The following is a 14,284-nucleotide window of genomic DNA, read 5'->3' as shown; positions in this document are numbered from 1 at the left end:
TAGATAGTTAGCGCCTGGCGATATCGGAGAAGTAAAACTTATCCAACGTATGCCGCGACTCGGTGTACTCGAACTGTCGCCCGTCCTGCAAAAACGTCTGGTTGCTCACCACGATCACATGGCTTTGCCCTTCGAGGTCCAGGTGCGTCTGGTCGTCCTTGCTGCGGGGCAGGGCTTCGATGGTGCGCTGGGCGTAGCTGATCTGCAGTTGCAAGGTCTGCTCGATGAAGGCGTAGATCGACTGTTCGGCGATCGCCTGGTCCAGGCCTGGGATCAGGTCGGCGACGAAGTGGTTGATGTCGAGGATCACCCGTTTGCCGCCGATGCGCCGTACCCGTTTGATGCGTGTGATGAGGCTGCCGGGTTCGGCCTCGATGTGTTGCAACAATGGGCCTTCCAGGGGGAGCTGGGTGAATTCGACCACTTCGGTGCGTACGTCATCGCCCAGGTCGGCGTGGGTTTCGTGAAAGCTGACGATGCCGCCGAGTTGGAACTCAATCGGGTTGGGCGAGAGCACGAAGGTGCCCTTGCCGTGGATCTTTTGCGCAAAACCACGTTCCTGCAGTTGCTCGATGGCGCGACGCACGGTGCCTCGGCTGGCCTGGTAGCTGTCCATCAATTCGGTTTCGGAGGGCAGGCGCGTGCCGCGTTGCAGGCGTTCGGTGGTGATGCTGGCAAGCAGATCGGTATAGATCTGGTTGTATTTGCTCATGGATAGGGCTCTGTGCCGCGTTGGCGTTCAAGGCAGGAACCTTAGAGGCAGAGCGGGAGTTTGTCCATTAGACCCATGGATTTCTGCGGCTTGCAGCGCAGCGGTGTCCTGCAGGGAATAAACAAAATCAAACTCGTACAGACGAGTTGTTGCTTTAACTCGTCTGTACGAGTACTTTTGCCTTCGGCGTGCTGCCAATGACTGCCCCCAATAAAAAAAATCAAAGTGGAAACCAAGCATGAGCCACGACTATTCCAACATTGCCCGCGAGATCCTCGAGCACCTCGGGGGCAGCGACAACCTTGAGCAAGCTGCCCACTGCGTGACCCGCCTGCGCCTGGCGCTCAAGGATCCGAGCCTGGTCAACAACAGCGCGTTGAACCAGGTCGATCTGGTCAAGGGCTCGTTCTTCACCGGCGGTTTGTTCCAGGTGGTGATCGGCCCCGGCGAAGTGGAAAAGGTCTACGCCGCCCTGCGCGAACAGACCGGCCTCGCCGCCGCCACCATCGCCGATGTGAAGAAGAAGGGCGCCGACAAGACCAACGCCATGCAGCGCCTGGTACGGGTGTTCTCCGATGTGTTCATGCCGATCCTGCCCGCGTTGATCATCGCCGGCCTGCTGATGGGCGTGAACAACCTGATGGGCGCCAAGGGCATGTTCATCGAGGGCCAGACGCTGCTGGAGGCGTATCCGAACCTGGATGGCCTGTGGAGCCTGATCAACCTGATGGCCAACACCTCGTTCGTGTTCCTGCCGGCGTTGGTGGGTTGGTCGGCGGCCAAGCGCTTTGGCGGCAGTGAAATCCTCGGCATCGTGCTCGGCCTGATGCTGGTGCATCCCGATCTGCTCAATGCCTGGAACTACGGCAAGGCGGTCGCCGGGCTCGACGGCCAGAGCCTGCCGTACTTCGATATTTTCGGTTGGTTCAAGATCGAGAAAGTCGGCTACCAGGGGCAGATCCTGCCGATCCTGATGGCGGCGTATGTCATGAGCGTCATCGAGAAATGGCTGCGCGCTCGTGTGCCCAACGCCATTCAATTGCTGGTCGTGCCAATCACCACCATCGTCGTCACCGGCGTGCTCGCGTTGGCGATCATCGGCCCGGTGACCCGTCACCTCGGCATCCTGATCACCGAAGGCGTGGTCACCCTGTTTGACCTGGCGCCGATGGTTGGCGGAGCGATTTTCGGGCTGCTGTACGCGCCGCTGGTGATCACCGGCATGCACCACATGTTCCTCGCCGTGGACCTGCAACTGATCTCCACCCAGGGCGGCACGTTTATCTGGCCGATGATCGTGATGTCCAACCTGGCCCAGGGCAGCGCCGCGCTCGCGGTGTTCTACACCACCCGCAATGCGCGGGATAAAAGCATGGCCTCGACCTCAGCGATTTCCGCGTACTTCGGCATCACGGAACCGGCGATGTTCGGGGTGAACCTGCGCTTCAAGTTTCCGTTTTACGCGGCCCTGGTGGGCTCGGCGCTGGGCAGCATTTTCCTGTCGCTGAACAAGGTGCAGGCCTCGGCCATCGGCGTCGGTGGTTTACCTGGGTTTATCTCGATCGTGCCGCAATCCATCGCGATGTTTGTGATCGGGATGGTCATCGCGATGGTCGTGCCGTTTGTACTGACCTGTGCGTTGAGCATGAAGATTGTTCGGCCGGGTTATCGCGTCGCCTGATCAATCGCCATCGAGGCCCGAGAGGCCAGCACAAAACTCTACTGAAGGAACCCACCATGCAAGACTGGCAACACTCGGTGATCTACCAGATCTACCCCAAGAGCTTCCACAGCCACGCGGGTAACGCCACCGGTGACCTGCTGGGCATCGTGGACAAACTCGACTACCTCAAATGGCTGGGCGTGGATTGCCTGTGGATCACCCCGTTCCTGCGCTCGCCGCAACGGGACAACGGCTACGACATCAGCGACTACTACGCCATCGACCCCAGCTACGGGACCATGGCCGACTGCGACCTGCTGATCAGCGAAGCGGCCAAGTGTGGCATCAAGCTGATGCTCGACATTGTGGTCAACCACACCTCCATCGAGCATGAGTGGTTCCAGCAGGCGCGCAGCAGCCTCGACAACCCCTACCGCGACTTCTACATCTGGCGGGACCAGCCGAACAACTGGGAGTCCAAGTTCGGCGGTTCGGCCTGGGAATACGAGGCGCAAACCGGCCAGTACTTCCTGCACCTGTTCGACCACACCCAGGCCGACCTCAATTGGGACAACCCCCAGGTGCGTGCCGAGGTGTTCAAGTTGATGCGCTTCTGGCGCGACAAGGGCGTGGGCGGTTTCCGCCTGGACGTGATCAACCTGATCTCCAAGCCCGCCGACTTCCCCGAAGACAACAGCGACGGCCGCCGCTTCTACACCGACGGCCCGAACGTGCATGAATACCTGCAGGAGATGCACCGCGAAGTCTTTGAAGGCCATGACCTGATCAACGTCGGCGAGATGTCGTCCACCAGCCTTGAGCATTGCATTCGCTACTCGCGGCCAGAGTCGAAAGAGCTGTCGATGACCTTCAACTTTCATCACCTGAAAGTCGATTACCCGAACCTGCAGAAGTGGGTGAAGGCTGACTTCGACTTCCTGCAACTCAAGCAGATCCTCTCCGACTGGCAACTGGGCATGCAGGCCGGTGGCGGCTGGAACGCGCTGTTCTGGTGTAACCACGATCAACCCCGGGTGGTCTCGCGGTTTGGTGACGACGGTGAGCATCGCGTGGTCTCGGCCAAGATGCTCGCCACCGCGCTGCACTTCCTCCAGGGCACGCCGTTCGTGTACCAGGGCGAAGAACTGGGCATGACCAATCCGGGCTTCGACAGCATCGATCAGTACCGCGATGTGGAGACCCTGAACATCTTCCGCCTCAAGCGCGATGCCGGTGAATCCGAAGCGGCGAGCATGGCGGCGATCATGCAGAAGTCCCGCGACAACGGCCGTACGCCGATGCAGTGGAACGCGCAGCCGAATGCGGGTTTCAGTAGCGGCGAGCCCTGGATCGGCCTCCCGGCGAATGCCGCGCAGATCAACGTTGAACACCAGCGCGACGATCCCGACTCCGTGCTGCATCACTACCGCGCACTGATCGCCCTGCGCCGTCACGAACCGCTGATTCAAGAGGGGGTTTACCGCCAACTGCTGCAAGACCATTTGCAGGTCTGGGCGTACCTGCGCGAAGGCCACGGCGAGCGCCTGCTGGTGCTGAACAACTTCTACGGCCAGCCCTGTGAGGTCCAGCTGCCTGGCGACGTGATCGACGCCGCGACCGAGCAACGCCTGCTGATCAGCAACTACCCCGACTGCCCGCGACGCTCGGCCACGGTCGTCTTGCGTCCCTACGAATCGTTCGTGCTGCACCTGATTGATTGATACGCCCCCTGTAGGAGCGAGCTTGCTCGCGAAAAACCTGAGAGCGCCGCGTTAAACCAGTATCGCTGCGTAATCGTTGGCGTTCTTCGCGAGCAAGCTCGCTCCTACAGGGAATCGTGTCGTGCAAGGACAGTAATAAAACAATAAAAATAGAAGGAGCATTCATGAAAACAACAATAAAGCTGGGCCTCGTTGCATCCTGCCTGAGCCTGCCATTCGGCGCGCAGGCCCTGGAATTTGCCGGTTACTTGCGCAGCGGCGCGGGGACGTCGACAGGCAGTGGCAAGCAGCAATGTTTCCAGTTGCCGGGGGCGCAAACCAAATACCGACTGGGCAACGAATGCGAGCAGTACGCCGAACTGGAACTGCGTCAGGACCTGCTGACCCTCGACGATGGCTCGGTGCTCAGCGTCGACGCCATGGCGTCGCTGTACAACCAATACGACCGCGCCCTTAAATTCCAGGGCGAAGACAACGGCTCGGCGCGCATGCCGCAGATGTATGCGCAGTGGTCGAACCTGCCTGCCCTCAATGGCGGTTCGCTGTGGGCCGGTCGGCGTTACTACAAACGCAATGACATCCATATTTCCGACTTCTACTACTGGAACCAGAGCGCCACCGGCGGCGGAATCGAGGACGTGCTGATCGGCGACCTCAAGTACAGCTACGCCATTTCGCGCAAGGACAACCTGTACCAGAAGGAATACGCCACCCGTCACGACTTCAACGTCGCGGGCTTCAAGACCAACCCCGGCGGCGAGCTGGAGCTGGGCTTGAGCCATATCGAAAAGGCCGGCGGGCGCGACACCCACAGCGGCTGGGCGCTCACCGCGCAGCATGTGCAAAAAGACTTCCTGGGCGGCAAGAACAAATTCGCTTTGCAGTACGGCGAAGGCCCCGGCACCGGCCTGGGCTACACCGGCAATACCTTCCTGGATAACAGCAGCAAAAGTTATCGCGCCGTGGAGTTCTTCGACTGGCAGGTGACCCCGCGTTTTGGTGGGCAGATCGAGGCGGTGTACCAGAAGGATATTCGCCCCGGCAGCCAGGACCAGACCTGGATGTCCATCGGCGTGCGCCCTGCGTATGCGATCAGCGAACAATTCAAGTTGGTCACCGAGCTTGGGCATGATCAGGTCGATGCCACCGGCGGCACGCGCAAGCTGAGCAAATTTACCTTTGCCCCGACCTGGTCGCCCAACGGCCCGGATTTCTGGGCGCGGCCGGAAGTGCGTTTGTACTACACCTATGCGACCTGGAACGAAGCGGCCAAGCGTGCAGCGAATGAACTGGCGGCGGGCTCGGCGTTGTCCGACACCGGCGCCTATGGCACCGCGCGGCATGGGTCGAACGTTGGCGTGCAGGTTGAATACTGGTGGAAATAAGTCATCCATGGGATAGGCATCCACCCAAGGATCTTTACAGAACAAAACAGCAGGTGACGTCATGACCGCAACTCAACCCCTGGAACTGCTGGCGCCCTTGTCCGGCGTGCTGCTGGCACTGGACAAGGTGCCTGACCCGGTGTTCGCCAGCCGCATGATCGGCGACGGCCTGTGCATCGATCCCACCTCGCAGACCCTGTGCGCCCCCCTGGCCGGGGTGATCAGCAATATCCAGGACAGTGGGCATGCGGTCAGCGTCACCGACGACAACGGCGTGCAGGTGCTGATGCATATCGGCCTGGACACCGTGAGCCTGGCCGGCAAGGGCTTCACCCGCCTGGTCGAGGAAGGCCAGCGGGTAGAAGCCGGGCAAGCCTTGATCGAATTCGATGCCGACTATGTGGCACTCCACGCACGCAGTTTGCTGACCTTGATGCTGGTGGTCAGCGGCGAGCCGTTCACGCCGTTGGCAAGCGGCCTGGTGGAACGGGGCCAGCCGGTGTTGCAGGTAGCGCCCGGCAACCGGGTAGAGGAGGCCGATGAGGAGGAGGGCGATGCACGCTTCTCAAAGCCGTTGACCTTACCCAACGCCAACGGTTTACACGCGCGCCCGGCCGCCGTGTTTGCACAAGCCGCGAAAGGTTTTAACGCGAGCATTTACCTGCACAAGCAAACCCAGAGTGCCAACGCCAAGTCGCTGGTGGCGATCATGGCACTGCAAACCGTGCAGGGCGATACCTTGCAAGTGAGTGCGGCCGGTGACGATGCCGAGGCGGCGATCCAAGCTTTGGTCGCGCTGTTGCTTGAAGGCTGCGGCGAGGCCATTGCGGCGCCGGCTGCACAGCTTGAAGCGCCCGTGCCGGTATCGTCGGCGACGCTGCTGCGAGGCGTTTGCGCATCGCCGGGATCGGCGTTTGGCCAGGTGGTCCAGATTGCTGAGCCCGAGCTGAAGGTGACTGAACAGGGCGCTGGCGAGGCGTTCGAGCGCGGCGCTTTGGACCGTGGCTTGCTGGCTGCAACCGAAGCGCTGCAAGCCCTGCAAACCCAGGCGGCAGGCAGTGCCCAGGCGGAGATTTTCCGCGCCCATCAGGAATTGCTCGAAGACCCGACGCTGCTGGAACAAGCCCACGGCCTACTGGCCGAAGGCAAGAGCGCCGCATTTGCCTGGAACAGCGCCACGGTCGCCACTGCCCAGCTGTTCCAGAACCTGGGCAATGCCCTGTTGGCCGAACGTGCGGCGGACCTCGCGGATGTCGGCCAGCGTGTGCTGAAGCTGATCCTCGGAATTCAAGACCGCGCCTGGGACCTGCCCGACCGCGCGATCCTGGTCGCCGAGCAACTGACGCCTTCGCAAACCGCCAGCCTCGATCCCCAAAAGGTGCTGGGGTTTGTCACCGTCGGCGGCGGGGCGACCAGCCATGTGGCGATCCTCGCCCGTGCCTTGGGCTTGCCGGCGATCTGCGGGGTGCCGGAGCAGGTCTTGGCGCTGGCGAATGGCAAGCAGGTGCTGCTGGATGCCGATAAAGGCGAGCTGCATCTGGCGCCGAACCTGGCTGAAATCGAACGCTTGGAAGTGGCTCGCCAACAACAGGTGCAGCGGCATCAGCGCGATGTGGCGCAGGCTGCGTTGCCCGCCATCACCCGCGATGGTCATCACGTCGAGGTCACGGCCAACGTCGCTTCGCTTCAGGAGGTGGAGCAATCCCTGACCCTAGGGGGTGAAGGCGTGGGCCTGCTGCGCTCGGAATTCCTCTACCTCGACCGTAACCGCGCGCCGAGCCCCGAGGAACAGGCCACCACTTACAGCGCCATCGCCCGTGCCCTGGGTACTGAACGCAACCTGGTGGTGCGCACCCTGGACGTGGGCGGCGACAAACCGTTGGCCTACGTGCCGATGGAAGCGGAGACCAACCCATTCCTGGGTTTGCGCGGGATTCGCCTGTGCCTGGAGCGTCCACAGCTACTGCGCGAGCAGTTGCGCGCCATCCTCGCCAGTGCCGGCCTGACGCGGCTGCATATCATGTTACCGATGGTCAGCCTGTTGTCGGAGCTGCACCTGGCGCGCAAGATCCTTGAAGAAGAGGCGCTGGCGCTGGGGCTTGTCGAGCTGCCGAAGCTGGGCATCATGATCGAAGTGCCGTCCGCCGCCTTGATGGCCGACGTGTTTGCGCCCCATGTGGATTTTTTCTCCATCGGCACCAACGACCTGACCCAATACACCCTGGCCATGGACCGTGACCATCCACGGCTGGCCAGCCAGGCCGACAGCTTTCACCCGGCGGTATTGCGCCTGATTGCCACCACCGTCAAGGCCGCTCATGCCCACGGCAAATGGGTGGGCATCTGCGGCGCGTTGGCGTCGGAAGCGCTGGCCGTGCCGTTGTTGATCGGGTTGGGGGTCGATGAGTTGTCGGTCAGCGTGCCGTTGATCCCGACCATCAAGGCCACCGTGCGCGAGTTGGACCTGGTCGACTGCCAGAGCATCGCCCGCCAGGTGCTGGGCCTGGAAGAAGCCGCCCAAGTGCGCGAGGCCCTGCGCGACTATCAAACAGCCACCGTTGTGCTGGAGAACTGAGCATGTTGGATAAATTGAAGCAGGCGTTCTGGAAGGCCCTGACCCCGGATTTGATCGCCGAGACGGTCGAGGCACCGACGCAGAATCTGTTGTCGCCCGAAGTGCTGAGTGCGTTGGGGGGTGCGGATAACCTCAAGTCGCAACAGCGGGTGGCGCTGACGCGGGTAAGGGTGCAGTTGCAGGATGTGGGACGATTGGATGAGGCGGCGTTGAAAGCAGCGAGTGTGCTGGCGGTGATGGTGTTGCCGGGCGGTGTTGTGCACCTGATCACCGGTTTATAAGACGACGTCGATCAACGTTGAGCCATTTGAATGAGCTGCAGTTCGTGTGTGGTGAGCGGGCCTTTGTAGTGAAGGGGCTTTTGTGGTGAGCGGGCTTGCCCCGCGCTGGGCTGCGAAGCGGCCCCAATAGGGCCGCCGCGATTTTTCAGGAAAACCGTAGCGCCTGGTTTTGGGGCGGCTTCGCCACCCAGCGCGGGGCAAGCCCGCTCACCACAAAAAGCCCGCTCACCACAAAAGCCCCGTCACTACAAAGGCCCGATCACCGGCCCGCTTACCACAAAGCGCTCTCCCACACGGGTACCTAGAGCTTCGGGTTGTCTTCCGGCGGTTTGGTCTTGTCCACACCCGGCACATGTAGATTACCTTCCACCACCTGGTTACCCTCCAGCTGGGGCTGGGTCACCCAGGTCAGGATGTCGTAGTAGCGCCGGATGTTCGCCACGAAGTGCACCGGCTCGCCGCCTCGGGCGTAGCCGTAGCGGGTCTTGCTGTACCACTGCTTCTGCGACAGGCGCGGCAGCATCTTCTTCACATCCAGCCACTTGTTCGGGTTCAGGCCTTCCTTCTTCGCCAGGATGCGCGCGTCGTCCAGATGGCCGGTGCCGACGTTATAAGCAGCGAGGGCGAACCAGGTGCGGTCGGGCTCGGCGATCTTGTCGTCCAGCTCGTCCTTGATCTTGGCCAGGTACTTGGCGCCGCCCATGATGCTTTGCCTGGCATCCAGGCGGTTGGACACGCCCATGGCCTGGGCGGTGTTCTGGGTCAGCATCATCAGGCCGCGCACGCCGGTCTTTGAGGTGACCGCCGGTTGCCACAGCGATTCCTGATAACCGATAGCCGCAAGCAGGCGCCAATCGACTTTTTCTTCCTTGGCGTAGGCGCGAAAGTGTTTCTCGTATTTGGGCAGCCGCTGCTGCAAATGCTGGGCGAAGGTGTAGGCGCCGACATAGCCGAGTACATCGACGTGCCCGTAATAGCGGTCTTTAAGGCGTTGCAGGGTGCCGTTCTTTTCCACCTTGTCCAGGTAGCTGTTGATCTCGTTGAGCAGGCTGTTGTCGTCGCCGGCCGCCACGGCCCAGCTCTGGTTGCTGGCATTGCCGAGGTCGAACGCCACCCGTACGTTGGGGAAGTACACTTGGTTCATCGCCACTTCGTTGGAGTCCACCAGGGTCAGGTCGATTTGCCCCTCGTCCACCATGCGCAGCAGGTCGACCACCTCGACAGCATCGGATTCTTCGTATTCGATGGCCGGGTTCTGCTTTTTAAGCGCCGCCAGTTGTTCGGCGTGGGTGCTGCCCTTGAGCACCATGATCTTCTTGCCCACCAAGTCCGCCGCGTTCGTCGGGCGTGACTGGCCGTTGCGGTAGATGATCTGCGGGGTGACTTCCAGGTAAGGATGGGAGAAACGCATCTGTTGCTGGCGCTGCTCGCTGCTGACCAGGCCGGCGGCGGCGAGCACCGGGCCGTTGGGTTTGCCCAGCTGGCCGAACAGGTCATCGAGGTTGTCGGCGGTCTCGATTTCCAGCTTCACGCCCAGGTCATCGGCAAAACGCTTGACCAGTTCATATTCGAAACCGGTTTCACCGTTGCGGTCCTGGAAGTAAGTCGCCGGGCTGTTTCGGGTAATCACCCGCAATACGCCATCCTCCTTGATTCGCTCGAGCGTGCTGGGTTTATCAACACAGGCGCTGAGCATCAGGAAGAGTCCGGTGACGATGAGCCATCTGGCGCATCGCGGGCGCAAAGCAGTTGGGGAGAACATCTGCGCAGTATACGCAAACGGCCCACGGCGCCATATCTCGACAGCGGCGGACTTGTCTGCTAGCGCCGCCAAAACTGTGCTGCAACCCGCAGAAACGTGGCTTGGCGCCCGATTGTGACGGTTAAAATAACTGCGCGGAATGCCTTGGATAACGCCCCGATAGCGTGCAAACCGTGCCAACTGACGTTCGGCAGCCGCCAGCGGTGCCGTTTCGGGTGCCGTTGGCGATGGTTTACGCTAGAATGCACGGCCTCAAAGCACACCCCTTCCCGAGGCTGTCCCGAAGATGTTGATCCTGCGCGGCGCTCCTGCCCTTTCTGCCTTTCGCCACAGCAAACTCCTTGAACAACTGAGCCAGAAGGTTCCAGCGGTTACAGGCCTGTATGCTGAATTTGCTCACTTCGCCGACGTTACCGGCGTCTTGACCGCCGACGAACAGCAAGTGCTCGCACGCCTTCTGAAGTACGGCCCCAGCGTTCCCGTTCAAGAGCCGACCGGCCGCTTGTTCCTGGTTCTGCCACGGTTCGGCACCATCTCGCCCTGGTCGAGCAAGGCCAGCGACATCGCCCGTAACTGCGGCCTGGAAAAAATCCAGCGCCTGGAACGCGGTATCGCCTTCTATGTAGCAGGGCAGTTCAGCGACGCCGAGGCCGAGCTGATCGCCAGCAGCCTGCACGACCGCATGACCCAGATCATCGTCAGCCAGCTGGAACAGGCTGCCGGCCTGTTCAGCCACGCCGAGCCCAAGCCGCTGACCGCGATTGACGTGCTGGGCGGTGGCCGCGCTGCGCTGGAGAAGGCCAACACCGAGCTGGGCCTGGCCCTGGCCGAAGACGAGATCGACTACCTGGTCAACGCCTTCACCGGTCTCAAGCGCAACCCCCACGACATCGAACTGATGATGTTCGCCCAGGCCAACTCCGAGCACTGCCGTCACAAGATCTTCAACGCCAGTTGGGACATCGACGGCGAAAGCCAGGAAAAAAGCCTGTTCGGCATGATCAAGAACACCTACGTGATGCACAGCGAAGGCGTTCTGTCGGCTTATAAGGACAACGCCTCGGTGATCGTCGGCTCGGTCGCCGGCCGTTTCTTCCCGGACCCTGAAACCCGCCAGTACGGCGCGGTGCAGGAGCCGGTGCACATCCTGATGAAGGTCGAGACCCACAACCACCCGACCGCGATTGCCCCGTTCCCGGGCGCAGCCACCGGTTCCGGCGGCGAGATCCGCGACGAAGGTGCCACCGGCCGTGGCGCCAAGCCAAAGGCCGGCCTCACCGGTTTCACCGTGTCCAACCTGCAGATCCCGGGTTTCGAACAGCCATGGGAAGTGCCGTACGGCAAGCCTGAGCGCATCGTGACGGCGCTGGACATCATGATCGAAGGCCCGCTGGGCGGCGCCGCGTTCAACAACGAATTCGGGCGTCCGGCGCTGACCGGTTATTTCCGTACCTTCGAACAGTCCATCACCACCCCCCGTGGTGATGAAGTGCGCGGTTACCACAAGCCGATCATGTTGGCCGGCGGCATGGGCAACATCCGTGAAGAACACGTCAAGAAAGGCGAGATCCTGGTCGGCTCCAAGCTGATCGTGCTCGGCGGCCCGGCGATGCTGATCGGCCTGGGCGGCGGCGCGGCTTCCTCCATGGCCACCGGCACCAGCTCGGCCGACCTGGACTTCGCTTCCGTACAGCGCGAAAACCCAGAGATGGAACGTCGCTGCCAGGAAGTCATCGACCGTTGCTGGCAGTTGGGTGACAAGAACCCGATCAGCTTCATCCACGACGTCGGCGCCGGTGGTTTGTCCAACGCCTTCCCGGAACTGGTCAACGATGGTGACCGTGGTGGCCGTTTCGAACTGCGCAACATTCCAAACGACGAGCCGGGCATGGCCCCGCACGAAATCTGGAGCAACGAATCCCAGGAACGTTACGTACTGGCGGTCGGCCCTGAAGACTTCGCGCGCTTCCAGGCCATCTGCGAACGCGAGCGTTGCCCGTTTGCCGTGGTCGGCGAAGCCACTGCCGAGCCGCAGTTGACGGTGACCGACAGCCACTTCGGCAACAACCCAGTGGACATGCCACTCGAAGTGCTGCTGGGCAAAGCCCCGCGCATGCACCGTTCGGCGGTGCGTGAAGCCGAGCTGGGCGATGATTTCGACCCAAGCGCCCTGGACCTGGCCGACAGCATCGAACGTGTGCTGCACCACCCGGCCGTGGCGAGCAAAAGCTTCCTGATCACCATCGGCGACCGCACCATCACCGGCCTGGTGGCCCGTGACCAGATGGTCGGCCCATGGCAGGTGCCGGTGGCCGACGTTGCCGTCACCGCTACCAGCTTCGACGTCTACACCGGTGAAGCCATGGCCATGGGCGAGCGTACGCCGCTGGCCCTGCTGGACGCCCCGGCGTCGGGCCGCATGGCCATTGGTGAAACCCTCACCAACATCGCCGCGTCGCGCATCGGCAAGCTGTCCGACATCAAATTGTCGGCCAACTGGATGTCCGCTGCCGGTCACCCAGGTGAAGACGCGCGTCTGTACGACACCGTGAAAGCGGTCGGCATGGAGCTGTGCCCGGAGCTGGGCATCACCATTCCGGTGGGCAAGGACTCCATGTCCATGGCCACCCGTTGGAACGATGAAGGCGTGGACAAGAGCGTCACCTCGCCGCTGTCGCTGATCGTCACCGGCTTTGCGCCGGTCACCGACATCCGCCAGACCCTGACCCCGCAACTGCGCATGGACAAGGGCACCACCGACCTGATCCTGATCGACCTGGGCCGTGGCCAGAACCGCATGGGCGCCTCGATCCTCGCACAAACCCACGGCAAGCTCGGCAAACAGGCGCCGGACGTGGATGACGCCGAAGACCTCAAGGCCTTCTTCGCCGTGATCCAGGGCCTCAATGCCGACGGCCACCTGCTGGCCTACCACGACCGTTCCGACGGTGGTCTGCTGACCAGCGTGGTCGAGATGGCCTTCGCCGGTCACTGCGGCCTGAACATCGTGCTCGACAGCGTTGCCGAGGACGCCTCTGAAATCAACGGCATCCTCTTCAACGAAGAGTTGGGCGCGGTAATCCAGGTGCGCCAGGACGCCACGCCGGACGTCCTCGCACAATTCAGTGCCGCTGGCCTGGACGACTGCGTGGCGGTGATCGGCCAGCCGATCAACAACGGTGAAATCAACATCTCGTTCAACGGCGACACCGTGTTTGCCGGCCAGCGCCGCTTGCTGCAACGCCAGTGGGCCGAGACCAGCTACCAGATCCAACGCCTGCGTGACAACGCCGACTGCGCCGAGCAGGAATTCGACGTGATCCTGGAAGAAGACAACCCGGGCCTGAGCACCAAGCTCAGCTTCGACGTCAACCAGGACATCGCCGCGCCGTACATCAAGAAAGGCATCCGTCCACAGGTTGCCGTGCTGCGTGAGCAGGGCGTCAACGGCCAGGTGGAAATGGCGGCTGCATTCGACCGCGCCGGCTTCAATGCGATCGACGTGCACATGAGCGACATCCTCGCCGGTCGCGTTGACCTCAATGAGTTCAAGGGCCTGGTGGCCTGCGGTGGTTTCTCCTACGGCGACGTACTGGGTGCCGGTGAAGGCTGGGCCAAGTCGGCGCTGTTCAACAGCCGTGCCCGCGACGCGTTCCAAGGTTTCTTCGAGCGCAACGACAGTTTCACCCTGGGTGTGTGCAACGGTTGCCAGATGATGTCCAACCTCCACGAGCTGATCCCGGGCAGCGAGTTCTGGCCGCACTTCGTGCGTAACCGTTCCGAGCAGTTCGAAGCCCGCGTCGCCATGGTGCAGGTGCAGGAATCCAACTCGATCTTCCTGCAGGGCATGGCCGGTTCGCGCATGCCAATCGCCATCGCCCACGGTGAAGGCCATGCCGAGTTCGAAAGCGAAGAGGCGTTGCTCGAGGCCGATCTGTCCGGCTGCGTGGCCATGCGTTTCGTCGACAACCACGGCAAGGTCACCGAAAGCTACCCGGCCAACCCGAACGGCTCGCCGCGCGGGATCACCGGCCTCACCAGCCGCGACGGTCGCGTGACCATCATGATGCCGCACCCGGAGCGCGTGTTCCGCGCCGTGCAGAACTCCTGGCGCCCGGAAGAATGGAACGAAGACGGTGCCTGGATGCGCATGTTCCGCAACGCCCGCGTGTGGGTGAACTAAGA

General features: G+C 62.1%; 8 protein-coding genes. 6 read left to right on the top strand and 2 right to left on the bottom strand.

Annotation, left to right across the window (positions count from 1 at the left end; genetic code table 11):
* Positions 1–7: 7 nt before the first annotated feature.
* Positions 8–712, bottom strand: a complete 705-nt coding sequence (gene treR, locus BLW22_RS23945) for a trehalose operon repressor (RefSeq protein ID WP_027605432.1) — start codon at positions 710–712, stop codon at positions 8–10.
* 238 nt (positions 713–950) lie between these two features.
* Here treR and treP point away from each other — a divergent pair, with 238 nt between their 5' ends.
* The 5 genes from treP (at position 951) to BLW22_RS23920 (ending at position 8,337) form a co-directional block, all read left to right on the top strand.
* A complete protein-coding gene (gene treP, locus BLW22_RS23940; RefSeq protein WP_074847579.1) occupies positions 951–2,393 on the top strand; it encodes a PTS system trehalose-specific EIIBC component in 1,443 nt (480 codons plus the stop codon).
* A gap of 56 nt (positions 2,394–2,449) precedes the next feature.
* Positions 2,450–4,096, top strand: a complete 1,647-nt coding sequence (treC, locus tag BLW22_RS23935) for an alpha,alpha-phosphotrehalase (protein WP_074847578.1) — start codon at positions 2,450–2,452, stop codon at positions 4,094–4,096.
* A gap of 164 nt (positions 4,097–4,260) precedes the next feature.
* A complete protein-coding gene (locus BLW22_RS23930) occupies positions 4,261–5,481 on the top strand; it encodes a maltoporin (protein ID WP_074847577.1) in 1,221 nt (406 codons plus the stop codon).
* 61 nt (positions 5,482–5,542) lie between these two features.
* Positions 5,543–8,056: a phosphoenolpyruvate--protein phosphotransferase gene (ptsP, locus tag BLW22_RS23925; RefSeq protein WP_074847576.1), complete on the top strand. Its 2,514-nt coding sequence runs from the start codon at positions 5,543–5,545 to the stop codon at positions 8,054–8,056.
* A 2-nt stretch (positions 8,057–8,058) separates the two neighbouring features.
* Positions 8,059–8,337, top strand: a complete 279-nt coding sequence (locus tag BLW22_RS23920) for a PTS sugar transporter subunit IIB (protein ID WP_074847575.1) — start codon at positions 8,059–8,061, stop codon at positions 8,335–8,337.
* Positions 8,338–8,638: 301 nt separating this feature from the next.
* Here the strand turns inward: BLW22_RS23920 and mltF are convergent, their stop codons facing one another.
* Positions 8,639–10,099, bottom strand: a complete 1,461-nt coding sequence (mltF, locus tag BLW22_RS23915; protein ID WP_074847574.1) for a membrane-bound lytic murein transglycosylase MltF — start codon at positions 10,097–10,099, stop codon at positions 8,639–8,641.
* Between the two features lie 286 nt (positions 10,100–10,385).
* On the opposite strand from mltF, the gene purL reads away from it, so the two are divergent.
* Entirely contained in the window at positions 10,386–14,282 is a 3,897-nt protein-coding gene (gene purL, locus BLW22_RS23910) for a phosphoribosylformylglycinamidine synthase (protein WP_074847573.1), read from the top strand.
* Positions 14,283–14,284 lie beyond the last annotated feature (2 nt).

It is taken from the genome of Pseudomonas marginalis, assembly GCF_900105325.1.
In the GTDB taxonomy this organism is placed as follows: Bacteria; Pseudomonadota; Gammaproteobacteria; order Pseudomonadales; family Pseudomonadaceae; genus Aquipseudomonas; species Aquipseudomonas marginalis.
This window is presented reverse-complemented; position numbering and strand designations above follow the sequence as displayed.

Coding starts and splice junctions, on each gene's coding strand:
- treR (WP_027605432.1), bottom strand. CDS start 712: ATGAGCAAATACAACCAGATCTATACCGATCTGCTTGCCAGCATCACC.
- treP (WP_074847579.1), top strand. CDS start 951: ATGAGCCACGACTATTCCAACATTGCCCGCGAGATCCTCGAGCACCTC.
- treC (WP_074847578.1), top strand. CDS start 2,450: ATGCAAGACTGGCAACACTCGGTGATCTACCAGATCTACCCCAAGAGC.
- BLW22_RS23930 (WP_074847577.1), top strand. CDS start 4,261: ATGAAAACAACAATAAAGCTGGGCCTCGTTGCATCCTGCCTGAGCCTG.
- ptsP (WP_074847576.1), top strand. CDS start 5,543: ATGACCGCAACTCAACCCCTGGAACTGCTGGCGCCCTTGTCCGGCGTG.
- BLW22_RS23920 (WP_074847575.1), top strand. CDS start 8,059: ATGTTGGATAAATTGAAGCAGGCGTTCTGGAAGGCCCTGACCCCGGAT.
- mltF (WP_074847574.1), bottom strand. CDS start 10,099: ATGTTCTCCCCAACTGCTTTGCGCCCGCGATGCGCCAGATGGCTCATC.
- purL (WP_074847573.1), top strand. CDS start 10,386: ATGTTGATCCTGCGCGGCGCTCCTGCCCTTTCTGCCTTTCGCCACAGC.